This is a genomic window from Armatimonadota bacterium (genome assembly GCA_028871815.1).
Classification (GTDB): Bacteria; Armatimonadota; Chthonomonadetes; order Chthonomonadales; family Chthonomonadaceae; genus REEB205.
Map to the genome: position 1 here is coordinate 118,837 of JAGWMJ010000004.1, position 24,654 is coordinate 143,490.

General features: G+C 62.6%; 22 protein-coding genes and 1 tRNA gene. 9 read left to right on the forward strand and 14 right to left on the reverse strand.

The window, feature by feature from the left end; genetic code table 11:
- Window positions 1-49 precede the first annotated feature (49 nt).
- The 4 genes from KGJ62_06545 to mfd are packed head-to-tail and all read right to left on the reverse strand — an operon-like array spanning window position 50 to window position 6,963.
- Entirely contained in the window at window positions 50-1,255 is a 1,206-nt protein-coding gene (locus KGJ62_06545; protein MDE2126230.1) for a 2-oxo acid dehydrogenase subunit E2, read from the reverse strand.
- A 40-nt stretch (window positions 1,256-1,295) separates the two neighbouring features.
- Window positions 1,296-2,288: an alpha-ketoacid dehydrogenase subunit beta gene (locus KGJ62_06550; GenBank protein ID MDE2126231.1), complete on the reverse strand. Its 993-nt coding sequence runs from the start codon at window positions 2,286-2,288 to the stop codon at window positions 1,296-1,298.
- Window positions 2,289-2,307: 19 nt separating this feature from the next.
- Window positions 2,308-3,318 (reverse strand): pyruvate dehydrogenase (acetyl-transferring) E1 component subunit alpha, encoded by a 1,011-nt coding sequence (gene pdhA, locus KGJ62_06555; GenBank protein ID MDE2126232.1) that lies wholly within the window; start codon window positions 3,316-3,318, stop codon window positions 2,308-2,310.
- 54 nt (window positions 3,319-3,372) lie between these two features.
- Complete coding sequence (gene mfd / locus KGJ62_06560) at window positions 3,373-6,963, reverse strand: transcription-repair coupling factor (GenBank protein ID MDE2126233.1); 3,591 nt, start codon at window positions 6,961-6,963, stop codon at window positions 3,373-3,375.
- Window positions 6,964-7,665: 702 nt separating this feature from the next.
- Between mfd and KGJ62_06565 the strand changes: the two genes are divergently transcribed.
- The 4 genes from KGJ62_06565 to KGJ62_06580 all read left to right on the forward strand — a co-directional run bounded on the left by KGJ62_06565 (window position 7,666) and on the right by KGJ62_06580 (window position 9,602).
- Complete coding sequence (locus KGJ62_06565) at window positions 7,666-8,301, forward strand: hypothetical protein (GenBank protein ID MDE2126234.1); 636 nt, start codon at window positions 7,666-7,668, stop codon at window positions 8,299-8,301.
- Between the two features lie 355 nt (window positions 8,302-8,656).
- Window positions 8,657-9,088, forward strand: coding sequence for an acyl-CoA thioesterase (locus tag KGJ62_06570; protein ID MDE2126235.1), 432 nt, complete (start codon window positions 8,657-8,659; stop codon window positions 9,086-9,088).
- A gap of 4 nt (window positions 9,089-9,092) precedes the next feature.
- The gene (locus KGJ62_06575) at window positions 9,093-9,488 is read left to right on the forward strand and encodes a hypothetical protein (GenBank protein ID MDE2126236.1); all 396 of its coding nucleotides are present in this window, start codon (window positions 9,093-9,095) and stop codon (window positions 9,486-9,488) included.
- 14 nt (window positions 9,489-9,502) lie between these two features.
- Window positions 9,503-9,602: transfer RNA gene (locus KGJ62_06580), tRNA-Sec, on the forward strand.
- A gap of 122 nt (window positions 9,603-9,724) precedes the next feature.
- Here the strand turns inward: KGJ62_06580 and KGJ62_06585 are convergent.
- Window positions 9,725-10,429 carry a hypothetical protein gene (locus KGJ62_06585; GenBank protein MDE2126237.1) on the reverse strand — a complete coding sequence of 235 codons (705 nt, stop codon included), beginning with the start codon at window positions 10,427-10,429 and terminating at the stop codon, window positions 9,725-9,727.
- Between the two features lie 205 nt (window positions 10,430-10,634).
- Between KGJ62_06585 and KGJ62_06590 the strand changes: the two genes are divergently transcribed.
- Complete coding sequence (locus tag KGJ62_06590) at window positions 10,635-11,531, forward strand: decaprenyl-phosphate phosphoribosyltransferase (GenBank protein MDE2126238.1); 897 nt, start codon at window positions 10,635-10,637, stop codon at window positions 11,529-11,531.
- Here the strand turns inward: KGJ62_06590 and rfbB are convergent.
- The 3 genes from rfbB to rfbA are packed head-to-tail and all read right to left on the reverse strand — an operon-like array spanning window position 11,528 to window position 14,075.
- Window positions 11,528-12,604 (reverse strand): dTDP-glucose 4,6-dehydratase, encoded by a 1,077-nt coding sequence (gene rfbB / locus KGJ62_06595; GenBank protein MDE2126239.1) that lies wholly within the window; start codon window positions 12,602-12,604, stop codon window positions 11,528-11,530. The genes KGJ62_06590 and rfbB overlap by 4 nt on opposite strands.
- Window positions 12,605-12,633: 29 nt before the next feature.
- Window positions 12,634-13,200 carry a dTDP-4-dehydrorhamnose 3,5-epimerase gene (gene rfbC / locus KGJ62_06600; protein ID MDE2126240.1) on the reverse strand — a complete coding sequence of 189 codons (567 nt, stop codon included), beginning with the start codon at window positions 13,198-13,200 and terminating at the stop codon, window positions 12,634-12,636.
- The gene (rfbA, locus tag KGJ62_06605) at window positions 13,197-14,075 is read right to left on the reverse strand and encodes a glucose-1-phosphate thymidylyltransferase RfbA (protein MDE2126241.1); all 879 of its coding nucleotides are present in this window, start codon (window positions 14,073-14,075) and stop codon (window positions 13,197-13,199) included. Before rfbA ends, rfbC begins: the two co-directional genes overlap by 4 nt.
- A gap of 317 nt (window positions 14,076-14,392) precedes the next feature.
- On the opposite strand from rfbA, the gene KGJ62_06610 reads away from it, so the two are divergent.
- Window positions 14,393-15,262, forward strand: a complete 870-nt coding sequence (locus KGJ62_06610; protein MDE2126242.1) for a hypothetical protein — start codon at window positions 14,393-14,395, stop codon at window positions 15,260-15,262.
- A 143-nt stretch (window positions 15,263-15,405) separates the two neighbouring features.
- Here KGJ62_06610 and KGJ62_06615 read toward each other — a convergent pair whose 3' ends face one another.
- Window positions 15,406-15,864: a VOC family protein gene (locus KGJ62_06615; GenBank protein ID MDE2126243.1), complete on the reverse strand. Its 459-nt coding sequence runs from the start codon at window positions 15,862-15,864 to the stop codon at window positions 15,406-15,408.
- Between the two features lie 42 nt (window positions 15,865-15,906).
- Window positions 15,907-16,884 (reverse strand): PD40 domain-containing protein, encoded by a 978-nt coding sequence (locus KGJ62_06620; protein MDE2126244.1) that lies wholly within the window; start codon window positions 16,882-16,884, stop codon window positions 15,907-15,909.
- A gap of 98 nt (window positions 16,885-16,982) precedes the next feature.
- Here KGJ62_06620 and KGJ62_06625 point away from each other — a divergent pair, with 98 nt between their 5' ends.
- Window positions 16,983-17,243: a hypothetical protein gene (locus KGJ62_06625; GenBank protein ID MDE2126245.1), complete on the forward strand. Its 261-nt coding sequence runs from the start codon at window positions 16,983-16,985 to the stop codon at window positions 17,241-17,243.
- A 198-nt stretch (window positions 17,244-17,441) separates the two neighbouring features.
- On the opposite strand, the gene KGJ62_06630 is transcribed toward KGJ62_06625, so the two are convergent.
- From KGJ62_06630 to KGJ62_06645, 4 genes are read right to left on the reverse strand one after another with little or no spacing between them, the layout of a single operon-like run.
- Window positions 17,442-18,623, reverse strand: coding sequence for a glycine C-acetyltransferase (locus KGJ62_06630; GenBank protein MDE2126246.1), 1,182 nt, complete (start codon window positions 18,621-18,623; stop codon window positions 17,442-17,444).
- A 1-nt stretch (window position 18,624) separates the two neighbouring features.
- Entirely contained in the window at window positions 18,625-19,677 is a 1,053-nt protein-coding gene (locus tag KGJ62_06635; protein MDE2126247.1) for an ABC transporter ATP-binding protein, read from the reverse strand.
- Window positions 19,670-20,701, reverse strand: coding sequence for an ABC transporter ATP-binding protein (locus KGJ62_06640; protein MDE2126248.1), 1,032 nt, complete (start codon window positions 20,699-20,701; stop codon window positions 19,670-19,672). The genes KGJ62_06635 and KGJ62_06640 overlap by 8 nt, the downstream gene beginning before the upstream one ends.
- Window positions 20,698-21,501 carry a hypothetical protein gene (locus tag KGJ62_06645; GenBank protein ID MDE2126249.1) on the reverse strand — a complete coding sequence of 268 codons (804 nt, stop codon included), beginning with the start codon at window positions 21,499-21,501 and terminating at the stop codon, window positions 20,698-20,700. Before KGJ62_06645 ends, KGJ62_06640 begins: the two co-directional genes overlap by 4 nt.
- Window positions 21,502-21,631: 130 nt before the next feature.
- On the opposite strand from KGJ62_06645, the gene KGJ62_06650 reads away from it, so the two are divergent.
- Window positions 21,632-22,462: a hypothetical protein gene (locus KGJ62_06650; GenBank protein MDE2126250.1), complete on the forward strand. Its 831-nt coding sequence runs from the start codon at window positions 21,632-21,634 to the stop codon at window positions 22,460-22,462.
- Window positions 22,459-24,630, forward strand: coding sequence for a hypothetical protein (locus KGJ62_06655; protein ID MDE2126251.1), 2,172 nt, complete (start codon window positions 22,459-22,461; stop codon window positions 24,628-24,630). The genes KGJ62_06650 and KGJ62_06655 overlap by 4 nt, the downstream gene beginning before the upstream one ends.
- The last annotated feature ends 24 nt before the right edge of the window (window positions 24,631-24,654 follow it).

The following is a 24,654-nucleotide window of genomic DNA, read 5'->3' on the forward strand; positions in this document are numbered from 1 at the left end:
TTTGGTACGGCAGTGAGTCGCGGATTAGCCGGGGCCAACAACGTTCGGGTCACGCGAGGAGTGCGTACGGGGACTCCAGTACTTTCTTGAACTCCTGTAGGAACCGGGCGGAGACAACACCATCCAATACGCGGTGATCGGATGAGAGCGTCACCTTCATTATTGAGCGGAAGGCGACACCGGACTCGGTCTCCACAGCGGTGCGCTGCACGCCGCCGACCGCCAGGATCGCCGTCTCCGGCGGATTAATAATAGCTGTAAAAGCATCTACACCCATCATACCAAGGTTGGATGTACTGAACGTGCCCCCGCTGTACTCTTCGGGCTTCAACTGGTTTGCAAGCGCCTTCTTTTTCAACTCTGCCGCGTCCGCCGAGATTTGACGGAGCGTCTTTGCTTCACAGTTGCGTATAACGGGGATGATCAGCCCGTCTGGAATTCCGACCGCCATGCCGATATGGGCTGCGTGGTATTGGCGGACCACGCCCTCTTCGGAGATGGTGCTGTTGATGCGCGGTTCTGCACGCAGCGCCATGGCGCATGCCTTGATGATGGCGTCGTTGATAGTAACCTTTCCGGTCGACGTGTCGGCGTTCAGCTCCACCAGCATGGAAAGCGCGCGGTCCATATCAACGGCCATCGTCACGAAAAAGTGCGGTGCATTTTGAGCGCTCTGTACTGTGCGGCGGGCAATCGCCTCGCGCATCCGCGACGGCTTCACCTCGACATACTCCTCGGTCGCGACTTCGCGCCGGCTGGCAGCCGCCTGGTGCTCATGGCGCTCGACGGGCAGCGCCGTAAGGTCGCGCTCTACAATCCGTCCATTCGGTCCGGTTCCGGCGACGCCCGACAGGTCGATGCCTAACTGCTCAGCGATCTTACGCGCCAGAGGGGATGCCTTGACGCGTGCGGCAGCGACTTCGTCGTCTGCCGGCCGTGCTTTGATCGGCTGCGCGGCAGGCTCCGGAGCTGCATCGGCTGGCGCGGCTTTGCGCGGAACGGCGGCTTTGCGGGAAGATCCTGCGGTCTTGAATTCCGCGATCGTGGCGCCGACTGCTGCGATTTGACCGACAGTGACCACAATCCGGCCGAGCACGCCCGTCTCCTCCGCCGGTATCTCTACATTCGCCTTGTCGGTCTCAATCTCAGCGATCGACTCACCCTGAGTGACCGAGTCGCCTTCGTGCTTCAACCACTTCAGGATAGTGCCTTCCTGCATTCCGTCGCCCATCTTGGGCATCAGGATGTCGGCCATTATGTTTCCTTCTTGTCCGGAGTGTTATCAGTTGGCAAGGTCAGTCCGTGGCGCGTCGGACCGCCGCCACAACATCCATCTCACCGGGTATCGCTAAGCGCTCCAGAGGCTTGGAGTAAGGCATGGGAACGTACGGGCCACCGACACGCTCAACCGGCGCATCCAGATCGTCAAAGCTCGTTTCGTATATACGGCTTGCGAGCTCAGCGCCGAATCCGCACTGCTTCCAATCCTCGTGAACCACCACGGCTCGATGCGTTTTCGCCACGGAGGCGGCAATCGTGTCGATATCCAGCGGTACCAGCGTGCGAATATCGATCACCTCGCACTCAATTCCGTGCTGATCGGCCAAAACCTCTGCTGCCGTCAGACACTGGCCAACCGCGTGGGAGTATGTCACCACAGTTACATCACTGCCGGTGCGCCGCACCGCGGCAACCCCGAACGGTACAGTAAAGTCTGCGTCGTCCGAAACTTCGCCCTTCTGTGCATAGAGGCCGGCGTGCTCCATAAAGATCACGGGGTTGTCATCTCTTATCGCACTCTTTAGCAGGCCCTTGGCGTCTTCAGGCGTTGCCGGCATGACAACTTTGAGGCCCGGCATGTGCGTGTACCAGCACTCCAAACTCTGCGAGTGCTGGGCCGATAGCTGGTTGCCCGTGCCTGCCGGTCCGCGCAAGACCACCGGGACGTTGACAGAGCCGCTGCTCATGTAGCGGATTTTGGCGGTATGGTTGGCAATCTGATCCATTGCTACGAGCGCGAAAGACCACGTCATGAACTCAGCGACCGGCCGAAGCCCAGTCATGGCCGCGCCGGTAGCCAGCCCAACGATTCCCGCTTCGCTGATCGGTGTGTCCAGAACGCGCATCCCACCGCGCTCCGCCTGAAAATGGTCTGCCAGGCCCTCCGTCACGCGAAACGTTCCCTGGTACTGCGCAACCTCTTCGCCGCAGACAAATACATTGGGGTCGCGCTCCATCTCTTCCCGCATGGCGACGCGCAGCGCCTCCAGATATCGCATCGTGGTCATGGTGTGTGCCTACTGCCTTTCAGTTGCCGGACAAGACGTTTTCGAACAGGCTGTCCGGCGATGGGAATGGCGACTCTTCCGCAAACCTTATCGCTTCCTCCACGACGGCTTTTGCCTCGGCCTGCATCCGCTTGAAATCCGCTTCGGTGATATCACCGTGCTTCTCCATCAAGTGGTACAACTGGTCAATGGGATCGCGGTGGCGATACGCGTCAATCTCCTCGTCGGTGCGATAGAACTTCTGTTGCTGGGCATTGTCGGCAAAGCCGTGGCCGGCATACCGGTACGTAACGGCCTCCAGAAAGAACGGGCGCCCGTCTTCGCGCATCCGCTCCATTACCCGTTCGCCGGCAGCTCGTACTGCAAGAACGTCCATTCCGTCTACGCGCTCACCCTCGATGGCGTAGCCGTTGGTGACGCGCTTCACGAAATCGGTCTCTGCGGCATGGCGAGAGACGGAAGTCCCCATCGCATAGCCGTTGTTCTCGAGTACGAACAGGCACGGAACGTGGTAGAGTCCGGCCATATTCATGGCCTCGTGCACGGCGCCCTGTTCCATGGCGCCATCACCCAGAAAAGTAATGCACAGGTTTGGCATGTTGCGGTACTTGAGCGCGAACGCCGAACCAACCGCCAGCGGCACGCTGCCACCGACGATGCCGTAACCTCCGAGGAAGCCACGCGCCACGTCGTACAGGTGCATCGAGCCGCCTTTGCCGCCGGCACAACCTGTCGCCTTTCCGAACAACTCGGCCATGATCGACTGCGGCGAGGTTCCCAGGGCCAGGGCGTAGCCGTGGTCGCGATATGCTGTGATCATGGTATCGCCATTGCGGAGCAGCGGCACAAGCCCGGTGGCTACTGCCTCCTGCCCGTTATAGTAGTGGACATAGCCGCCGATTTTACCAGCGCGGTATTGCTGGTCGCATGGCGCCTCGAACTCGCGAATCAGCACCATCATGCGCAGCATTTCGAGTGCGCTGTTGCACTCCACGTGCGGCTTAGCCTGTTTTACTGCAACCGTTCCCATACACGCACCTCCTGGCGCCACCTTACGGCGTGCGCCGGCGTTCCTGTCGCTCGTCTAGTCGTTTCGGGCGAGTGAGCCGGTCCGGCCCGCGGCCATCAACACGTTGTTGGCGAGACGCGCTGCCGCGTCACTTTTGTTACCATTGTTCAGCGCTCGATCGTCATCGCTGTTGTTCGGAAGCAGGATGCTGTCGAGCAGGTCGATCACAGCTTGCGTTTGGGTCATAGCGCTGTCGCTTCGGACCTGTATCGAAAAGCCGTCCTCGGTGAACCGATGCCCGCGAAATGCGTGAGCCAACCGGTGCACCTGACCCGCATCCAGCATCGGCATAATGGCAAAACGTACCCGGAGAATCTCGTCCTTGTGGCGGATGGATGATACGCCGAGCCTGCGGCACTGCACGCGCATCCGAAGCACCGTCAGCGCGGTTTCCAACTCGGTGGGCAGCTTTCCAAATCGGTCGAGCAGCTCCTGCGCTATTTCGTCGATCTGTTCGCGAGTGCGGACCTGGGTCAGCTGGCGGTAGAAGTAGAGACGCTCCACATCGCCGGGTACGTAAGAAGGCGGTATGTTGGCCGTGACCGGCACATCGATCTCGGGCAGCAGCCGCAGCGGCGCCGTCTGTCCCTGCTCCTTGAGCAGCTCCTCCGACACCATGTCGCAGAACAGCTCGAATCCTACCTGCGCCATCACTCCGCTCTGCTCCCGGCCGAACAGATCGCCGGCGCCGCGGATTTCGAGGTCACGCATGGCCAACTGGTAACCGCTTCCCAGCGTGGCGAACTCGCGGATCGCCGTCAGTCGCAAATCGGCCGCCGGCCCTCGGGTGTCACGATGGTACATCATAAACGCGTATGCCTGCCGGTCGGACCGGCCGACTCGACCGCGAAGCTGGTGGAGCTGGCTGAGGCCAAGCTTATCGGCATGGTCGATGATGATGGTGTTCGCGTTGGGAATATCGAGGCCATTTTCGATAATCGTTGTGCAGAGCAGCACGTCGATTTCGTGATGGTAGAACTGATACATCACGCGCTCCAGCTTTTCCTCATCCATCTGGCCGTGGCCCACGCCAATCCGCGCGGCCGGTACAATTCGGCTGAGCTTTTGCGCGACAAAATCGATGCTCTCCACTCGATTGTGAACCAGGTAGACCTGACCACCGCGCTCCATTTCGCGCAGGATGGCGTCGGCAACGATGTCGTCGTCCCATCGACGTACTATGGTGTGAATGGGAGTTCGGCCCTCCGGCGCATCCGATATGACGCTCATCTGCCGTATGCCGGTCAGCGCCATTGAGAGCGTACGCGGAATCGGTGTCGCGGAGAGCGTCAACACATCGACCTCGGTGCGCAGCTGCTTGATACGCTCCTTGTGCCGAACTCCAAAGCGCTGCTCCTCATCCACAATCAGCAGTCCCAGGTCATCAAATACAACGTCCTTGCTCAAGAGCCGGTGCGTGCCGATGGCAATATCTACGCGTCCGTCGGCCAGGCCGGCGACGGTTTCGGCGATCTGCTCCCTTGTTCGGAACCGGCTCAGCAGGTCGATCTTCACCGGGTAGCCGGCCAGTCGTTCGTTAAATGTAACGTGATGCTGAGCTGCGAGTACCGTGGTCGGGCAGAGCACAGCTACCTGGCGGCCCGATGTGACGGCGATCATCGCCGCACGTACGGCGACTTCCGTCTTTCCGAAGCCGACATCGCCGCAGATAAGCCGATCCATGGGCCGCGCGTTGCTTAGATCCAGCTTTACGTCGGCAATCGCTCGCCGCTGGCTTCGCGTCTCGTCCCAGGGGAAAAGACTCTCAACCTCTTTGACCCACGGCCCGTCCGTGTCGTAAGCCGGCCTCTCGGTAGCGCTGCGAGCGGCGAACAGGCGGAGCAGCTCACCGGCCATCTCCTGCGCATGCTTCTGGACGCGCGCCTTGGTGCGTTCCCAGTCGCGCCCGCCAAGCCGATTGACTACCGGCACAGTGCCCTCAGTAGCCACGTAGCGCTGCACGCGGTCCACACAATCCGCCGGAACGAACACTTCCCCATTCTCATATGCGATCTTAAGGTAGTCGCGCTCGAAGCCCGCTTTGGACTCCCGCGTCAGACCCTGATAGAGACCGACGCCGTGATGGATGTGTATCACGTAGTTTCCGGGCGCCAGATCGAGTAGCGACGATGTCGCTACGCCACCTGCCGTGCGTCGTCGCGTGGATACAAACTGCGCTCCCTCAAACAGTTCGTGATCCGTGACAACGCAAATGCGGAGTGCATCCAGCTTGAATCCGTCGGAGAGCGCGGTGCCGGCCAGCGTTACGCGCTCGGAATGTTCGTCGCCTTCCACGCTCAACGGGATGGCAAGTTCAGCACAAAGATCGGCGACACGCGCCGGCCGGCTCGTGCAGATCAACACGCGACAGGCGTTCTGAAGCCATGTGCAAACATCGCTACCGAATACGTCCAACGCACCGGAATACTTGGGCGTGGCGGCAACATCAATGGCCACCGTGGCGCCGGCAAGAAACGGCCTGGAATTGAGCGCAAACGCCATGCTGGGTCGACATGCGGCGGCTCGCTGCAGCACTTCATACGGCTGCATCCGGATCGCTGGATCCAGAGCGTCACCCCGCTCCCACCGCCGAGTTCGCGCAGCCTGCAGCTCCGAAACAACCCGGTCGGCATGGATAAGGCACTGCTCAGGCTCGTCGAAAACGATCACCGCTCCGGCAGAGAGGTAATCCAGCGCACTGGTCACGGCTGGGTAGATGTATCCGAGGTAATCCTCAAGGCCATCAAAGTACGCACTCTGCGCGACGCCGACAAGGTCCGACTCCACGCGCTCTGTGAGTGTTACCAGCGCCTCTCGGTTTTGCTGCTCACGCAGTTCGGAGCACCGCGCTTCAAATGCGCTGCGTATCGCCGCGACCGCCTTTGCCGAGCGTTCCGCCTCCATGCGAACCTCGCGGGCCGGCCCGACGGTGGCGCTGGTAGTCGAGCGGACACTGCGCTGCGTGGTGACGTCGAACTCGCGAATCGACTCGATGGTATCTCCGAACAGGTCGATGCGGATCGGAGCCAGTGCGCTGCCGGGAAAAACGTCGAGAATGCCGCCGTGTCGGGCAAACTCTCCGGGCCTGGTCACGGTGGTGGCACGGGTGTAGCCCATGGCCACTAGGCTGTGAAGAGCGGCAGCGCTGTCGAATCGTTCGGCCACCGCGGCCGAAATCAGATGCGGAGTGATGTCGCAGGGGGGCGCCGTCTGCTGCAGAATAGCTTCGGGTGTGGCAATCACCACGCATGGCCGACCGCTGCTGAGCGCCATCAATGCCCGGATTCTCTCACCGATCTCGCGACTGTCGGTAAACGGATCATCCAGAAGGGCCGATTGGGAGACCGGCAGCTCCAGGGCTTGCTCCGGCTGCAGCCCGAGTCGCGTGAGCGTATCGGCGATGTGACCGACGCGCTCCGCTTGCCATGTAACCACCAGAATCGGCCGCTCCAACCGCTGCATCAACCGCGCGAGCACCAGCGCGCGCACAGGGTCTCGCGTGCCGGTGACACCGACGTGCACCGGCCCGGAGAGCTTGCCGACGAGCGTTTCAAACGCCGGTAAGGCGTCGAGCTCAGTGGGAAGGCCGGAGAGTGTTATTGCCATACGGTTCGACAGGCCAACGGAGCTTCCAGGTGAAACGCACAAAAAGACCGATCACCCGCGGCGTCTGCGTCGGCGCTACGTGTGGTCGGCAAAAACTGGATGCTTCGCCAACCAGTATTCTACCCCGAGCACGGCGCTTCGTGCAGCAGAAACAGTGCCTCAACAAGAGCCAGGTCCACGGATTGGGGCGCAGACGTCGAATTGCAGCGGCCAGCGTTCGCCGGTCCGCAGTCCGGCTCGAACGGCAGCCCGCCGCCCGCAGAACAGCAGCTTTGGCGCCCTGCGAATGGCGTACTCAGAATGTGAGGCAGCGAATGCCCGAAAACCAGATTCTTACTATAGGCGACGCGGCTCGGTGGCCCGCGCATCTCGCGACGCCGTGTGGTATACGAATGGGGAATGGTGCCGGTTCGCTCGGCGTCCCCGCCAGCCCCCAATGACCGGGACGACACACGAGCGTTACGTGTTGGCAAAGGGGGCAGCTTAAATGGTTATTCGATTGCCCGGCGTAATGTTCGTCCGGCCGCTTTCGTCTCTCTCTCTCTCTCTCTCTCTCTCTCTCTAGCGTGCGCTCGCTTTGTTTGTGTCGCACGGCTTAGGCGCCGCTCCCTCACACGCATAGCCGCCGCTGCCGCGACGCTTGGCGTCGCCGCCGCCACAACCAGCTGCGGCGGCGGCGGCGCACCGGCCGTTGCAGGCGCGGTGCGCACCACCATAAACTGGCCGCAGCGCTCCCGCGCCATCAACGCCCTCGCCTCCTCGCTGTCGCTGGTCGTCACGTTCAAGGGCGCCGCATCCAACGGCGGCGACTTCACGTGGACCATCAACCGCGCCGGCGGCGCCGGCGCATACAGCCAGCCGGCCGCCACACCGGGACCGGTGCATTACGGCAGTGTGCAGGTTTCTGTGAACTCTTTTGCCCAGCCGGACGGGCAGGGTTCTCAAACCGGTTCGGATTCCGGCACCGTGCTGCTCAAGCCCGGGGCGGGCGGGGCACAACTGCCAGGAATCCAATTGCCGACCGCGATTCAGGGCATCAGCGCTGGGTACGCTGGTGTGGTGCCGCCTTTCACCTACGTCCTCCTCCAGGTCCAGGTGACTGGGCCAGGAGCCGCTGGCGGGGCGGTCAAGTCCGGGACGCCGGTGCACCCCTTCGTGGTAACCCCCGGTTCACTTTTCTGGCGCCTGATCAGCCCCACCGACGGCAGCGTTAGCTTGACGCCGGACGGCGTGATCTTCAGCGACGGTACGCACGCTATAGCGACCGTGGCTGTCACCGCAGATGGGGTGTCTAGCGCACCAAGCGGTATCGCGCTGGAGACGCTCTCGCCGCCGTAAACGGGCGGCGGCGACTACGTGTGTCGGTGCCGACGGTCAGGTCGAAAAGCGCCGGAGCGGGTCGGCCATGAGGTTTCGCTTTAAGTCAAAGGCGCAAAGGCTATAGCGGGTTGCAAGTCACCCGCGGGCACTTGAAACGCCAACATAACGACTGGAGCACCTCGTGGCATATGGACGTTTGACGGGCGCACGTACCCGCCACGGAGCATCTCCTTCTGGCCGCGAGGAGTCCAAGTGCCCGTTCGACCCAACATGCCGATGCTGCGGTTCTCTCGCGTCGCGAGACCAGGGGCCGGCGTTTCTGGTATCTTGATTACAGTCGCCGTGCCGGGTCAGGTGCAGGGTCAAGCCGAGGATGTCTGCCTTTCCGTCTCATGTTTTTGTCTCGACCCAGCGTGTCTATTTCGACATGCTGGATCTGTTGGAGACACTGCACAATGCGCGTTTCCTGCTGCTGTTTGAGCGGGCGCGCACAGACTTTTGGCGTGAGGTAGGCGGCGGTCGCGCCGCGCACGATTTTGACTGGCCATATCTCGTGGCACGAAACGAGATTGACTACCGCGTACCAATCACAACGGAGCAGGACGTCCAGGTTACTGTGACCATAGAACGTATCGGCCGATCCAGCCTCACATTTGCGCACTCTGTTATTCTGGCCGACGAGCGCGTATCCGCGTCGGGGAAAACGGTCATCGTACGTGTTGACGCCAGTCATTTCCATCCAGTGCCATGGTCCGAAGGGTTCCGAAACATGCTGGCGGCGTGGGTCCAGCCGAAAGGGGGGTGACGCCATGAACCGATCTCGCCGATGGGCCGTTCCACTATTGTGGGTGCACCTTGGTTTCTGCCTGATCTGGCTGGCGGCGATGGCGCAGGTCCATCTTCCGCGATGGTCTGGTCACGTATGGCTCCTGAGCATTCTGGCCGTTCAGTTCACTTGGAGTTACACCACAGGAATCCTGATAGGCCCGCGCAGGAAGCGCCGGCCGCTGCTCTGGAGCTGTTTGCTGCTGGCGCCGATGCCGCTCTGGTTTACGTGGATGCTGACGCGCGTGTTCAGCATGGTGTTCGGACCGGCAGTGGCTGCAATGTACCTGGCGGTGATGCTTCTGGTGCTGGGCGCAGAGACCTGGTCCGGCTTGATGCTCGGCCTCAAGCATCACGCGCGGTTGGATGAGCGCACCTGACGCCGTGTGGTTACGGGGGCGGTTGGGGTCTGGTGGCCCTCGCGGTCTTCAAAACCGTTTGAGAGGCGGGCAACTCCCGTCTCTGGTGGGTTCGATTCCCACGCGCTCCCGCCAAAACTCTGCTCGAGGTACGACTGCCATTTGCCGGCGATTGTATTCGCTGGTTATCCAGCCGCGGCAGCGCGCCGCATCGCCATCAGGCAACGCGGCGCACTGAACGGCGAAACCGAGATCCGCTAAGGGGCGAACTGTTCGTTTGTTGCGGGATATGCCGCGAGCTGGTCCGGACCGACCTTGGCGCTCGTGTAGCTGCTTGCCCAGCCGCCTGGAGGCGATTGGCTATCCGGCACGCTATTCGCATTGGCCTTGATGCCGTGCTTCAGGTAGGCGACAATCGACCAGATATCGGCGTCCGTAAGGTGTCGGAAACTGGTCCACGGCATCGGTGGTGCGAGGTACACCGGCGCCGCCGGAAAGTTGCCGACGCCGGGCGTTGTGGAGGTTATAACCACATCGGGCGTGCTATCCGGCGCAAGGCCATAGCGCAGCGCATTGTATATCTGTCGGTCGGTATGCATGCCGATACCGTTGTTCATATCCGGCGTCAGGTTTTTGGCATAGGTGTGAAATGGCCCAATGTTAAAGGCGCCTGTGCCACTGCCACCGGCGGGACCGATGTAACCGGCGAGCCACGTAGCGCTGCTTGGGTCATCGACTCCACTGGCATGGCAATCCGCACAGCCGATGGTGGTGACGAGGTAACGGCCGTGCTCCACCTGTGTGAGGTTGGCCTTGCTGTTTGGCAGGCCGCCGCCGCTGCCGCTATTTGATGACGAGGACCCGCAGCCCCATGCTGCGGCTATTAAAAGAACCGATGCGCCGCCAATGAGTGCAAGCGCTCCACGGTACCCGTGTGCGTAATGTGCTTGAAAGTTCTCCACGGTGCCTCCGTTTGCGAGTTGTACGCGGCTGTCCACGACACCCGTTGGTGGTATGGCGCCTGCCGCGCCAGTCGGTATTTCGGGAGGGAGCGGCTCTCTACCTGCGCGCCGCGGGTTAGCCCGCACCGTGAGGCGCGCCGTTCGGCAAGCATCGGCGGCTTCTGCCATAATGTGCAGAACGGCAGCCACCGCGTGCCTTTGAACCTTGACCACGAAATCGCAGCATGCTTCGCATACCGCAGCCGCACTCCTGGAGGCGGTACGACCGAGGCAGTTCACGAAAAACCTGTTTGTATTCGCGGCGCCGCTGTTCGCCGGTCAGTTCCTCCATCCGACCCCGATGTTTCGAGGGCTGGAAGCATTCGTGGTGTTTTGCTGCACGGCCGGCGCCACCTATCTGCTGAATGACATTCTCGACCGCGAGGCCGACGGTCAGCATCCCCGGAAACGCGACCGTCCTATCGCCTCCGGGCGGCTGAGCGTGGTGACCGCGGCGTCAGCGGGCGGCATCCTGCTTCTCGCCGGATTGGGACTGGCAGCGGTGGTTTCGCTGCAGCTGTTGATGGTAACCGCGGCCTATGCCGTCCTGCAGAGTCTGTACTGTATCTGGATGAAGCATGTGCCGGTGCTGGACGTGTTTCTACTTGCCACCGGATTCGTGTTGAGGGCCGTTGCCGGCGGCGCCGCAGCGGCGCTTCCGATCTCACCATGGCTGCTTCTCTGCACGTTTGTTCTGGCGCTGTTTCTGGGCTTCGGCAAGCGGCGGCAGGAGCTGGTTTCACTCGGCGACGATGCGGCCTCGCACCGCCGGAATCTGGATGAGTACAGCCTCCCGTTCCTGGATCACGCCATCACGATGACGAGCACTCTCAGCGTTATCGCGTATGCCGTGTACTCCATCGAGTCGGCTACGGCGCAGCGTCATCCCGGCCTGTGGATCAGCACCCTGTTGGTGCTTTTTGGTGTATGCCGCTACCTGTGGCTGGTCTATCACAAAGGGCAGGGCGGGGCGCCTGACGAGTTGCTGCTTACCGATCGGGTGCTTCAGCTGGATACACTGGCGTGGCTGATTACCGTCGGATTGGTGCTGCGCGGAGTTTAGTCGCCGTGCGCGCTCTCGGCGGCTCCCCGGTTCGCGTACATCCGCTTGTAGTACTCCACGTACTCACCGGTCCGTGCCTTGCGGACCCAATCCAGGTGGTCGCGGTACCACAACGCCGTTTGGGTTAGCCCGCGGTCAAATTCCACGACGGGCGACCACGCCAGCTCACTCATGGCGCGCGAGCTGTCCATGGCATAACGGCGGTCGTGCCCGGGCCGATCCTCCACAAAGTGGATCAGGCGTTCGGGCTTATCGAGAGCTCCGAGCAGCGCCCGGACGATGCTCAGGTTGGTTGCCTCGTGATTGCCGCCGAGGTTGTAGCTGCGGCCCGGCGTGCCGCGCCGCAGAGCCGCGTCAATGCCACGTGCGTGATCTTCAACGTGAATCCAGTCGCGAATGTTCAGGCCATCGCCGTACACCGGCAGGCTCCGATCTTCCAGCGCGTTGCAGGCCATGAGTGGGATGAGCTTCTCAGGAAACTGGTACGGCCCATAGTTGTTGGAGCAGCGGGTGACGATTGCGGGAAACTGCCAGGTGCTGTGATAGGCCATGGCCAAAAGGTCCGCGGCCGCCTTGCTCGCTGCGTACGGGCTGTTCGGCGCTAGCGGGGTCGCTTCGGTAAATGGCGGATCATCCGGCCGCAGGCTGCCATAGACCTCGTCCGTCGATACCTGAATGAAGCGCTCCACGCTTGCGGCCCGGCTTTCGCGCAGCATCACCTCGGTGCCCAGAACGTTTGTACGCAGGAACCGCGCCGGATCCTCGATGCTGCGATCTACATGCGACTCGGCCGCGAAATGCACAACGGCCTCAACCGGGCCGTGCGCAAGTTGGCGCATCGCGTCAAATGCGGAGCGGACATCCTCCTCAACGCAGACATCGCCGCACACCAACTGGTAACGTCCGCTGGCTGCCCAGGGCTCAACATTATCCGGGTTTGCCGCATACGTCAGTTTGTCAAGGTTAACCACATGCAGATCCTGCCGCCGCGCAAGCGCCATGCGAATGTAAGCGCTGCCGACAAAGCCGGCGCCACCCGTTACCAGTATCCGTTTTGGATCAAGGTTGCTCACGATGGTGCATTCCTACTCCGGTCCGGCCGTCATTTCGTCTCCGCTACCGACGGGAATCGATCCCTTGGGAGGTCGGCCAGAGAAGGCAGGGCAGCATCCTTGGCCGATAGAATCGGATCTGCCCCCAGCCGCCAGGCAATGGAGATCGTGGGGTCGTTCCAGCACACGCCGCATTCGTCGCCGGGCGTGTAAAGGTTGTCGCACTTGTAGAGAAACTCCACATGGTCTGTGAGCGCCAGATAACCGTGCAGAAACCCTCGCGGCACATAGATCTGCCGAAAGTTCTCGGCAGAGAGTTCAACCGCAACCCAGCGGCCGAAGCACGGCGAGTCGCGCCGGACGTCCACGACGACATCCTGCACGGCGCCGGCCACCACCCGGCAGAGTTTCGCCTGCGCGTGTAGAATCTGAAGATGCATGCCTCGCAACACGCCCTTCCGAGACCGTGAGTGACAATCCTGCACGAATGGCCGCGTTATGCCGGCATCCGCGTAACGCGGCTGGCGCCAGCTCTCCAGGAAGAAACCGCGCTCGTCGTAGTAAACGTCGGGCTCGATGATCAGCACGCCCGGCAGGTCGGTGGCGGTCACATTCAAGGCGTGGCCGCCTCATCCACCACACGGCGTAACTGGTTGCCATAATCCGAGTTTCGCCACTCGCTGGCCTTCGATCGAAGCCGATCGAGGCCGATCCATCCCATCTTGTAGGCAATCTCCTCCAGGCATGCCACTGCCATGCCCTGGCGATGCTGCACGGCGCGGATAAAGTTAGCCGCTTCCAGCAGCGATTCGTGCGTGCCGGTGTCCAGCCAGGCGATGCCGCGGCCCAGTTTTTCGGCTCGCAGCGCTCCGCGCTCCAGGTAGGTGCGGTTCACGTCGGAGATTTCCAGCTCGCCGCGCTGGGAAGGCCGAATTGCTGCTGCGATGTCCGGCGCCATACGATCATAAAAGTAGAGGCCCACCACGGCCCAGCTTGATTTTGGCGACTGCGGCTTCTCCTCGATGGAGACCGGCGCGCCGGATGGTGAGAGCTCCAGCACTCCGTATCGCTGCGGATCTGTAACCTGATAACCGAATACGGTGGCGCCGTCGCTCTGATCGGCCGCCGCGCGCAGCGCCGGGGTGAGTCCGTGGCCGTAAAACAGGTTGTCGCCCAGGATGAGGCAGCAGCCTTCGCCGTCAAGCCAATCCCGTGCGATCAGGAGCGCCTGGGCGATGCCTTCCGGTCGCGGCTGTTCCGCGTACGTCAGCTCCATTCCCCATGCGGAGCCGTCGCCCAGAAGCTGCTCAAACAGCGGCAGGTCGTGCGGTGTGGATATCAACATCACCTCACGGATGCCGGCCAGCATCAGGGTTGACAGCGGATAGTAGACCATCGGCTTGTCGTAAACCGGAAGCAGCTGTTTGGATATCACTGCCGTTGCGGGGTGCAGGCGTGTGCCGCTTCCGCCGGCCAGCAGTATGCCTTTCATGATGTTGCCCATGTGCTTTCCGCCACACCAACCGGTGAGCGTCGAGCCACACATCGACTTTCGGCGTGTGACGCGGCGCCGGCACCCCGGATGCAAGTGGATACGTACGCTGGCGGGTAAAACGACGTCATCTGCCTGGAACCGGTATACTTTGTATCGATTGAAACCTGTTGGTTATGCCGGTCGTCTCTGCAACCGGAAGGGCGGCCGACAGCCGCGTGTGACGCAGAATACCGTGTTTGGGATACCCGAAGAAGCTGGTCCTTCCTGCCGACCAGATCCCTGGCTGCATGTTTCCCTTGTGGAGAGGAGATGCCATGAAGATAATCGCCACTCTCGGGATGCTGTTACTTTCCGCCGCTGCGCTGACGCCGGCCTCTGCGCAGCAGCCGGAACTGAAGACCTTTATCTCCGGCGCGGCCGCGCCGACTACCATGCAGTTGAAGGATCTCGATGCCACATGGAGCGTGGTCACGATTCCGTCACAGGCCGGCGCCGGCGACTTCATGTCGATGATTATGAGTATGTACTCTGGTGCCGGCGTCGGAGGCGCCAACCCGAACACCTACTATACCAAGGGCGACACGGTTAAAGTGGGCGGTGACCCGTACCTTATCGCCTGGCACGCCCATCTGCCTGCCATCGATCTCGCCAAATTGCAGCAGTTCAACCCCCTCAAGCCGCAGTTCAATCCGCCGCTTACGGGAGACACCACCATCTACCTCTCGCTGATCAATCTGCATACTGCGGGAGCCCTCGCCGACGTTCACGCGTTCGACCTGCAGCGCGAAGTGCAGGCCAGCGAGCCCGTCAAGCCGCCGCCCGATCCGGATGCCGATCTTTCGAACATCAAACAGCTGGATCAGGGGCTGCTCTTGTATGCAGAGGATTACGACGACCGCCTGCCTCCCATGACGTCCGCTCTGGCGGTTCAGCACCGGATCATGCCTTACATAAAGAATGCCGCCGTATTTACACAGCCGTCCAGCGGCATGCCGTACCTGGCAAACGCCGCGATCTCTGAGAAGAAGGTAAAAACGGTTGCGTCACCAGCCACAACGATAACCTTTTACGCGCCGCGGGCAAACCAGGCGGGGCTGCGCGCCGTTGCCTATCTGGATGGCCACGCGGCATTTGCTACCGCGACGGAATGGGCTGCGATCAGGAAGAGAGCCCATTTAAGGTAGCTGCGCGCTTGCGCACCTGTAACTCAGAATCGGTGCGCTGCTGCGATCGCTGGCGGTCATTGAGACCCGGGCGGGCTCCCGGGTGACTGCTCCTACCGGCGGTCAATTGGCCGCCGGTACCTCGGTTCCACATTGCCGCGCGGTTAAGGCGTGGCGCGCGCTTTTCGCGTGCGTTCAAGAAGCTCAATGACCACGCCGAGCCGCTCGCGTCCGTCAAAGTACGCATACTGCCCGTCGCCCATGTCGCCACGCTGCACCATGGGCACGCCCTGAGCTTTCAGGCTGTCGGCGCTCTTCTGCATGTCTTCGGTCCAAAACGCGATATGGTGCACCGATTCGCCCTGTTGGTCCAATCCCTCCTGCCAGGTGCTCGAGCCGCCCATCGGTTCGATGAGTTCCAGTTGTACGGGTCCAACGGAGAAGAGGGCCAGCTTGCACTGTGCGTTTGAGGGAACGCCCCGATATGTCATCGCCACCTCATCGCCGGGCTGAGTGACGATCACTTTGGCCGGCTCTTGCCCAAGGAGAGTGGCAAACCGATGCCTGGCCTCTTCGATGTCGCGAACGAGAATCGCTACCTGCGCCAGATTGGTGTTGTCCAAAGCTCGCTCCTGATCGCTACCTGCGCTTCAATAACCGCGAGTTCAATTTACCCGGTACGTGCAGAACTCCCCGCCGCCGCTCACCCCACCGGGCAGCATTCCGAGTTGATGGCCATCCGGCGACCAACAGAGGCCCGTCAGTGCCGGGCACCACTCGCAAGTCCAGGCGCCTGTCGTCGCCACGAACTCCCGCTGCTGTCCGGATTGAACCAGTGCCAGGTAGCAGCGCGAGATCAGGCGGAATCTGGAGGCATGCGCCGTCAACCGGCTATCCGGGCGCCTTGCGATCTGAGCATGAACCTGGCTTGCAAGGCCTGTATCCCAGCGTGTGACGACGTATGCCAAACGCTGCCCGTCCGGGGAGATGCGTGCCTGGTCAGCACTGGTAGACCAGGCGGTTTGGAGCGTGCGGACCAGCAGCGGCCGACCACCTCGATTGAGCGGCCAGTCGATGATGCGGATGACTGTGCGATCCGGTGTACACATCACGGTGCGAAGGCGCCCGCCGGGCAGCGCCACTGCGTCCGTGAATGTGCCATGAACAAGATTGCGGTCCGGCGACATTGAGATCCGGCGTACCGGCCGCTGCTGCTTTGGTCGCCAGACCGAGGCAGACCAGTCGCCTGCTTGAGTTATGTCGAGCGTGGCGAGTTCTGTGTTGCTCAACCAGGCTCCCGCTGCAGAGAGTGCGGTGTCGAACCGCGAGACGAGATTGCCATCCATGTCGGTAATGAACGTCGGGCCGACGTCGCTGCCAAACGCCAGCAGCAATCCAGACGGCGAAACTGCGGCCCACCGGGCGCCCAAATGTAAATCCCGCCGCAGATTGGCAAACAGCGATCCCGCGACCTGCGGCCTGGAGCTTGCAGGCGTATCCCACTGGGCCTCGCCCCACACCTCGTTGACACCCGACGGGGCGACTGCGAAACCGCCGAATGTATTGTCGAAGCAGAGGATGCCCCGCCCTGCGACCCAGTCGGCTGAGATCGTATCCTGCACCCTCCAGACATGCTCCGGCAACGGAGCCCCTTTCGGTGTGCATCTCAGGGAAACTGCCAAAGGCAGGCCCGCAGCCAGCAGCCACGTCCGCGCCACCACTACACCGCCCCAAATGCGGCGTGACCGCCGCGTTGGACAGCGGCCGATGCGGCAAAATCGGCACGGATATTCGCAAGGGATATTGTGGCCAGGCAGACGCGCCCGGCGCCGGCAACATTCTCTACAAGGAAGAAGGCCGGCGTGCCGCGGATGGCGAGTGCATCGCCGCAGGCGAGGTCCTGCCGGACGGCGCGCGTGCCAGGCAGAATGTGAGGCAAAGGCGCAGGATGCCGAGATGGCCCGACATCGATTACGGGCCGGACGGCGTGCCGCCCGCATAGCACATTTCGCCCGGCTGCTGTGCGAGGCAGGCCCCTTCCCCGGATGTGCAGGAGCCGCCGCTAACGCAATCACCGCTGAAAAGCGGATCAACGGCGCAGCACCAGCCGGACGATCTACAATTCACTTCTGTCGTACCACATCATGGCCACTGCCGCCATGAACTCCCAAAGCTGGATCTGCAGCATGTTGAGGCCGCGTCAGGCGCCGCTGCTGCTCTTTCCAACCTCCTCGAACGCTGTGAGGGCGTCATCCAGATCCTTGCGCGAGTGCATGGCGCTCGGCATGGTGCGGAGCCGCGCTTTGCCAAGGGCAACCGTGGGGAACACGATGGCAAGCGCCATCACCCCGCGGTCGAGCAGGTCACGCTGCATCTGCTGCGCGGCAGCCTCATCGCCGATCATGACAGGCGTGATGGGCGTCTGCGAAATCCCTGTGTCGAAACCAAGCTGCTGCAGACCGGACTTCCAGTACCGGGCGTTCTCCCACAACCGATCGGTCAGCGTGGTGTCGTGCTCCATCAGGTCGATGGCGGCAATGATGGCGGCCGCAACCGCCGGCGGCTGGGCCGTGCTGAACAGGTACGGCCTGCCGCGCTGCACCAACCAGTCGATCAGCGGGCCGCTTCCGGCAATATAGCCGCCCGTCAAACCGATGGCCTTGCTCAAGGTGCCGAGCTGGATGTCGATCTGTTGGTGCACGCCGAAGTGAAACGCGGTTCCGCGTCCGCCGCCCAGCACGCCGGAACCGTGCGCGTCATCCACCATGATGGCGGCGTCGTACTGCCGGGCGAGCGCCACGATATCGGGCAGCGGGGCGATGTCGCCATCCATGCTAAAGACACCATCCGTGATGATGAGGCGCTTTTTGGCATCGCGACTGCCGCGGAGCGCCTCCTCAAGCGAGTTCATGTCACAGTGCTGGTATATCTTTCGGCCGGCCTTCGACAGGCGAACACCGTCGATGATGCTCGCATGATTGAGAGAGTCGGTGATTATGACGTCTCCCTCCTCCGTCACCGTGGGTATCGTGCCGGCATTGGCCGTGAAACCGCTCTGAAAGACCAGCGACCCCTCTACATGCTTGAAAGCGGCAAGCCGCTTCTCCAACTCCAGGTGCACCGTCATCGTGCCGATGATCGGACGCACGGCGCCGGCGCCCGCGCCCCAGCGCTCCACGCCCTCGATCATCGCCCGCTTTACGGCGGGATGATCGGCCAATCCGAGGTAGTTGTTGCTGCTCAGGTTGATCACGTTGGGGCGGCCATTGACCGTGATGCGAGCGTCGGACGGCGTGTCCATGACAATGGGCGCCTTGTAGAGATTCTGCTGCTTGAGCGCGTCAAGCTGCTCGCCAAGCCAATTCTGCAGGGTCTGATCCATGTTAGGCCTCCGGCCGGTTCTCGCCGGCTCTATCCGATTTGTTGGGCCACTCCCCGGCGAAGTGGCAGGCGGCGAGGTGCGCGTCGCCATAACTCTTCAAGATTGGCGCTTCAATGGCGCACCGCTCTTTAGCCATGGGGCATCGCGTCCGGAAGCGACAGCCCGATGGGATTTGGAGGGCCGACGGCACATCACCTTCCGCGATCACACGCTTCTTGCGGTGGGTAGCGTCCAGCTCGGGCGCCGCGTCCAGGAGCGCCATGGTGTAAGGGTGCAGCGGCCGCTGGAAAACAGCGGATACCGGTCCCTGCTCCACGATGACACCCAGATACATAATGGCGATGCGGTGGCAAAAGTGGCGCAGAACGGAAAGGTCGTGCGCGATGAACAGATACGCGATGCCGCGCTCCTCCTGAAGTTCCTGCAGCAGGTTGAGAATCTGAGCGCGAATTGAGACGTCGAGTGCTGAGATCGGCTCGTCGAGAATGATGAGCTTTGGCTGCGTGGCGATAGCGCGAGCAATGCCGATGCGCTGCCGCTGCCCACCCGAAAACTCGTGGGGAAACCGTGAGACCACGGCTGCCGGCAGGCCAACGCGCTGAAGAAGCTCTCCGGCAGCGCGCCATGCCTCATTGCGATTGGTGCAGATGCGGTGCGCACGCAGCGGCTCAGACACGATATCGCCGATCATGGCGCGTGGATCGAATGCGGCAAACGGGTCCTGGAACACGATGCCGACGTCACGCCGGATGCGGCGCAGCGCTGCGCCGCCGGCCATGCGCAAATCGCTGTCGTTCAGCCGGATTTCGCCGGCGGTTGGTTCCACCAAACGAAGGATGGCGCGCCCCGCCGTGGTTTTGCCGCAGCCGCTCTCGCCCGCCAGCCCAAGCGTCTCTCCGGCACGAACTTCCAGTTCTATTCCGTCCACGGCGTGCACGGTCTCCGTGTGTGCACGCAAGCCCGCACGCCGCACCACGCGAAAGTTCTTCACCAACCCGTGGACGCTCAACACAACGGCCGGCTCCGCCTTTGTATCGCGAAGTTGCTCAGCCATCGGCATCCTGAACTTGCAGCCAGCACCTGGACGAGTGCGTGTCGATACTGCCGGTCAACGGAGGCGCCGTGTTGCTGCACTTGCCCGGTATAGCGTGGGGGCAGCGGGGGTGAAACGGACACCCCGATGGCAGGTTTGCAAGGTCCGGCGGCTGGCCCGGTATGCCGCGGAGGCTTGTGCGCTCGCCCGCGTGAAGGCTGGGAAGCGACTGCAGCAGGCCCTGCGTGTATGGATGGCGTGGATTCGACAGTATCTCATTGACCGGTCCGCTCTCCACGATCTCGCCGGCATACATCACCAGCACTCGGTCGCAGATTTCTGCCACCACACCCAGGTCATGTGTGATCAGGAGAATGCCGGTACCCGATTCCTGTTGAAGTTCGGCCATCAGGCTCAGCACCTGTGCCTGAACCGTGACATCGAGCGCGGTTGTCGGCTCGTCAGCAATCAGTAGCTCGGGTGAACACGAAAATGCCATGGCAATCATAACCCGCTGCCGCTGGCCCCCCGATACCTGATGCGGATACTGGTTGTACTGTACCTCCGGTGACGCGATGCGAACGCGGTGGAACAGCCTGAGCACGCGTTCGCGCGCCTCCTCGCGGCTTGCGCCGGTGTGCAGCAGAATCGGCTCCGCAACCTGCGCGCCGAGTGTCATCGTGGGGTTCAGCGAGGAAAAGGGGTCCTGAAACACCATCGCCATTCGAGCTCCGCGCACCGCCTGCCACGCGCGCCGCCCAAGCTGCAGCAGCTCCTGCCCGTCGAGCCGGATAGAGCCCGCTGTCACAACTCCTGGCGGTGACGGGATCAACCCCATCAAAGAGAGAGCCGTCGCACTCTTCCCGGAGCCGGATTCGCCGACGATTCCGAGGATCTGCCCCCGCTCCAGTTGAAAGGAGACGTCGCGGACGGCGTGCACCACGCCGCCCGGTGAATGGAAGTCGGTGCAGAGCCCTGCGACCTGCAGTAGCGGCGGTTGGGCCGGTGATTCGTCCTGCGTAGGCTGTGCGGAAACCACCGTCACAGCGCAATCCCCGCAAACGATTCGGCAAGAGCCTCCCGCGATCGTTTGGCTTCACGCTCACACCAGGCACGGTTAACGGCGCCGTTGTGCAGCACGATTCGGCTGAACCACTCGCAGGGTGCGCTGCCGTGGCTTTCGCCCACGGGTTCCAGATCGGCGCGGAACCCACCATCCGGTGAAACGCTCCAGCGCGGCGCGGCCTCACCACCCGGCAGACCTGTTGTGAGAAGAATCGTGGCAGGTTGACCGCCCGGCGCGCCCGTGGCAGCAATCCAGGACGACTTCACGTTGAACTCCGCCGGCGGATCATGGTCGCCATCCGGCGCCTGTATCACCGCCGCAGGCGATTCCAGCAGCGGGCCTGTGAACCAGCCGAACATGGCGGCGCTCAGCTTCGTCCTGCAAGCAACGGCTGCATCTTGCAAATCCCAAATCTGTACCAGCGTATCGATCGCGAGCGAGTACTCCGAGACCATCTCGAAGCGCACGGTCCGCTCCTCGCGGGCCAGAATGCTGCCGTGCCGTCGCCATTGGAGGCTCAGCTTGAGGCCACACGATACGCTGCCCCGCCGGCCCAGCAGTTCCGTGAGTTCCGCCTCACCGGCGCAACCGCTGACCTCGAATGCGCAGCCGGGACCAAGCCGGGAGCCGAGCAGCGGCGCGGTTTCGGGCGCGGCAGCGAACATCAGCGCGGGTGCTTCGGCCCCACCAACCCGATAGGACGCAACCTGGATGCCATCCGCCGTTACGAGGCAAGCGCCATCGCGGAAATGCAAAGTTGGACGAGCGTGCGGCGGCATGCTGGAGTAAAGCATACCAGGCCGTGTTTGTCAAAACCCTCCTCCGCCGGCGTGCTGCGATCTGCACCGGTATAATGATTTCGAGGCGCCTATAGATCCCGTCTGCGTGAGTCCGTGGCGCCACAGGAATATGGCGAGGTTAACCCCTAACTTCACAGACTCGGCAGTCCGCGAGCTGTCGCCGGATGACCTGCCTGCGCTGTCGCGTCTGTTCGCCTCCGATCCCACGCGGTTCCGGTCGATGGAAGCCGGTTTGGATATGTACGGTCTGGAAAGCCCCACAGTCCGGTTCTATTGCGTGCCGGACGGCTCGGGGGGCCGGATCCTCGGTGTGTTGATCCAATTGAGGACGACGGTGGTCTGTGCCGATCGCGATGGCGAGTGCGGTGGCGCAATCGCAGCCTTTGTCGATGAACAACCTGCTGTTACCGGGCTGAGAGGTTGCCTGGAGACGCTTGGGGCCGTCAAGGCGCGACTGCGTCGCTATCGGCCGACTCATTGGGAAGACAGCTGGTTCCTGGAGCTGCACTCCGCGCCGGTGCAAGCGCCGGCCGGACCAGCAGCCCGTCGAGCCGTCGCGCAGGACGTGGACGCCATTTCGGCCCTGTATGCATCGAGTCGGATGATGCCGCGATCCACACACGACCTTGATGCGCACATCGCAACCGGCCGCGTGTTTGTGGTGGACGACTTTCATTTGCGGAACTGCATTGCAGGCGCTGCAATGCTGAATGCCGAAGGGCGCAGCGCCTGCGTCATCGGCAGTGTCTATACGCGGCCCGAAGCGCGCGGACGCGGCTGCGCCACGGCATGCACGGGTGCAATCAGTCGAGACATTATCGACAGCGGCAAGCTTCCGTGCCTGTTTTATGAGAATGAAGCCGCAGGTCGCATCTACCACAGGCTGGGCTTCGAGCCGGCCGGAAGATGGGCGATTCTCTATGTGGACTCGGCGCGTTGAGCTCCTCGTTAGCCGCGGTATGGACCCTGCTGGCGCTGGTGCACACGGGTCCGACGTCGGCTCGAAGCCAGGCCCTTTCGCCGGCCCGCGACCGTGCTGCCGGCGTGATACACAACCTGAAGCTGAAGGTCGGTTTGCCGCTCGGCGGTATCGGCGCGGGCGCCGTCCGCATCCTCAGCGACGGCGAGTTCTCGCGGGGCGGCGACTCCACGCCGCTGCCGGGCTGTTTTGCAGCGGTGCGTGCCGGAAGCGGCGCCTGCGTGCTGGCGCTCCATAACGGCTGCGGGCTGCCGTGCGCGCCGCGCATAGACTTCAAGGGGCTGTTTCCCACAGCGACCGTCACGCCATCCGGCGCCGGCTTACCGCTGGACGTTTCCTGGGAGGCCTTCTCCCCGTTTGTTCCCGGCGACCTGCGCGACTCGTCGGAGCCCGGCGCCATCGTCGTGATAACTCTCCGGAATCCGTCGCAGCACGCCGTGCCGGCAGCCGCACTACTCTCGTGGCAGGGCATGCCGGCTCCAGGTGGGACTGCCGGGACTCCGGTGGTCTCCACCGTGCCCGTGCGTGACAACCTGTACGGGCTTCGGATCTCAAGCGGAACTCCCAGATTCGGCGAGACGACCCTGGCCTCAGCAGCTGTTGGTCCAGACAGCGTGGTGACGCGAACCGGATGGCGACCGGGAGCTGGACCGCCGTCCTGGTGGGCCGCGTTCGCGCAGACCGGCCGCCTTCCTCAGGATCAAGAGATTGGGTCCAGCGGTGCGATTGCTGTTTCCACATCGGTAGCGCCCGGCGCCACAGTACGAATTCCATTTGCGGTGACCTGGTTCGCATCCGACGCGACATCCACTTTAGGCGGCAGATACTACGGAAACTGGGCGAGCTCGTCGACAGATATCGCGCGCAATCTGCTGCAGGATTGGAGAAGCCTGCGCGTTCTGACGGACGAGTGGCATTTTGCGCTGATGACCAGCGATCTTCCGCCATGGCTGATACGCGCTGAGATCAACAGTCTGGCTGGTATGGTGACGCAAACAAGCCTCATGCGCGGCGGCGAATTTGCGTGGCGGCCGGCAACGTCGGCTTACGGCGCGTCGCCGGCGGGCGTAATGGCGAGATCTATCACCCTTGTTACGCTGTTTCCGCAGCTTGAGGCATTTCGGTTGGCGACCGATGCGGCAAACCTGGCGGGGGTAGGAAGCACCCGTATCGCGCTGCTGGCGCTCCGGCTAGCGCTCTACCAGAGGTGTACGGGCGATCGGACCCTGGCGCAGCTCACTGCCCGTCCGCTGGCCGAGGCCGCGCTGACCGCGGCCGGCCCCACGGATACGGCCGGGTGCGGCATTCAGATCACCGGTTGGCGCGCGCTTGCCCGGCTGCTGGCACAATCGGGCGAGACCTCCATGGCTCAGTCGCTGCTGAATCGAACTGCGCATCTGATGGTTCAGTACGCCGCCGGGCTGAAGAGCCAGTCTCCATCGTCCATGTCGGCCGGCTTGCTCGGAGTTTGGGCTGCCCGGCTGTTAGTGCTGCCGCCTCCGGCGCCGTCCACGCTGATTGCTCAAGCCCAGGCATCCGGCGCTGCGGGCAGCGCTCCAGGTCGGGATATGGCAGATTCGGTGATCTGCCGCGGTGATCTGGCGATTCGCACAGGCAGCGTGACGAGCGGTCTCGAAGTTCTGGACGCGATCGATACCTCCGCCTGGGAAAGTGAGGGAGGGCCTTTCGACGTTCAGGAAGTGGGACTGTTCTGGCCGGTACTCGCCGCGCTCGAGGGCGCGGGGATCCGCCTCAGCACCGGCGAGCTTGACCTCATTCCATCCATACCCGGCTCATGGCGCGAACTGAATGCACCCATCTTTCTTCCAACACTCACCGGTTGGATGCGTTTTCGCCCGTACGCCCATGGAGAGTCCTTCTCTTTGCGGGTGGATCGGCTGGTCGCTCCGCCGACATTAGGTCCGGCGCAGCGCCTGGTTCTGGCCCGGCTCCGGATACCCGCGCCGGTCGCAATCAAGGCGGCGCAGGAGGAAGAGGTACACGTGCTGTTGAACGGTAATCCCGCTCCCGCAAATGCGTCGCGTGTGGCCGGCGGCGTCATGCAGATTCGGTTCACGCCTTCGCTCAAGCTCAACGCCGGCGATACGGTTCGGGTGAGCATCCATTAGTTTGCAGTACTCCACAGGAAAGTC

What these genes read in the sequence shown, in the direction of transcription:
- KGJ62_06545 (MDE2126230.1), bottom strand. Translation starts at nt 1,255, where the DNA reads ATGGCCGACATCCTGATGCCCAAGATGGGCGACGGAATGCAGGAAGGC.
- KGJ62_06550 (MDE2126231.1), bottom strand. Translation starts at nt 2,288, where the DNA reads ATGACCACGATGCGATATCTGGAGGCGCTGCGCGTCGCCATGCGGGAA.
- pdhA (MDE2126232.1), bottom strand. Translation starts at nt 3,318, where the DNA reads ATGGGAACGGTTGCAGTAAAACAGGCTAAGCCGCACGTGGAGTGCAAC.
- mfd (MDE2126233.1), bottom strand. Translation starts at nt 6,963, where the DNA reads ATGGCAATAACACTCTCCGGCCTTCCCACTGAGCTCGACGCCTTACCG.
- KGJ62_06570 (MDE2126235.1), top strand. Translation starts at nt 8,657, where the DNA reads ATGTCTGCCTTTCCGTCTCATGTTTTTGTCTCGACCCAGCGTGTCTAT.
- KGJ62_06575 (MDE2126236.1), top strand. Translation starts at nt 9,093, where the DNA reads ATGAACCGATCTCGCCGATGGGCCGTTCCACTATTGTGGGTGCACCTT.
- rfbA (MDE2126241.1), bottom strand. Translation starts at nt 14,075, where the DNA reads ATGAAAGGCATACTGCTGGCCGGCGGAAGCGGCACACGCCTGCACCCC.
- KGJ62_06610 (MDE2126242.1), top strand. Translation starts at nt 14,393, where the DNA reads ATGAAGATAATCGCCACTCTCGGGATGCTGTTACTTTCCGCCGCTGCG.
- KGJ62_06630 (MDE2126246.1), bottom strand. Translation starts at nt 18,623, where the DNA reads ATGGATCAGACCCTGCAGAATTGGCTTGGCGAGCAGCTTGACGCGCTC.
- KGJ62_06635 (MDE2126247.1), bottom strand. Translation starts at nt 19,677, where the DNA reads ATGGCTGAGCAACTTCGCGATACAAAGGCGGAGCCGGCCGTTGTGTTG.
- KGJ62_06645 (MDE2126249.1), bottom strand. Translation starts at nt 21,501, where the DNA reads ATGCCGCCGCACGCTCGTCCAACTTTGCATTTCCGCGATGGCGCTTGC.
- KGJ62_06650 (MDE2126250.1), top strand. Translation starts at nt 21,632, where the DNA reads ATGGCGAGGTTAACCCCTAACTTCACAGACTCGGCAGTCCGCGAGCTG.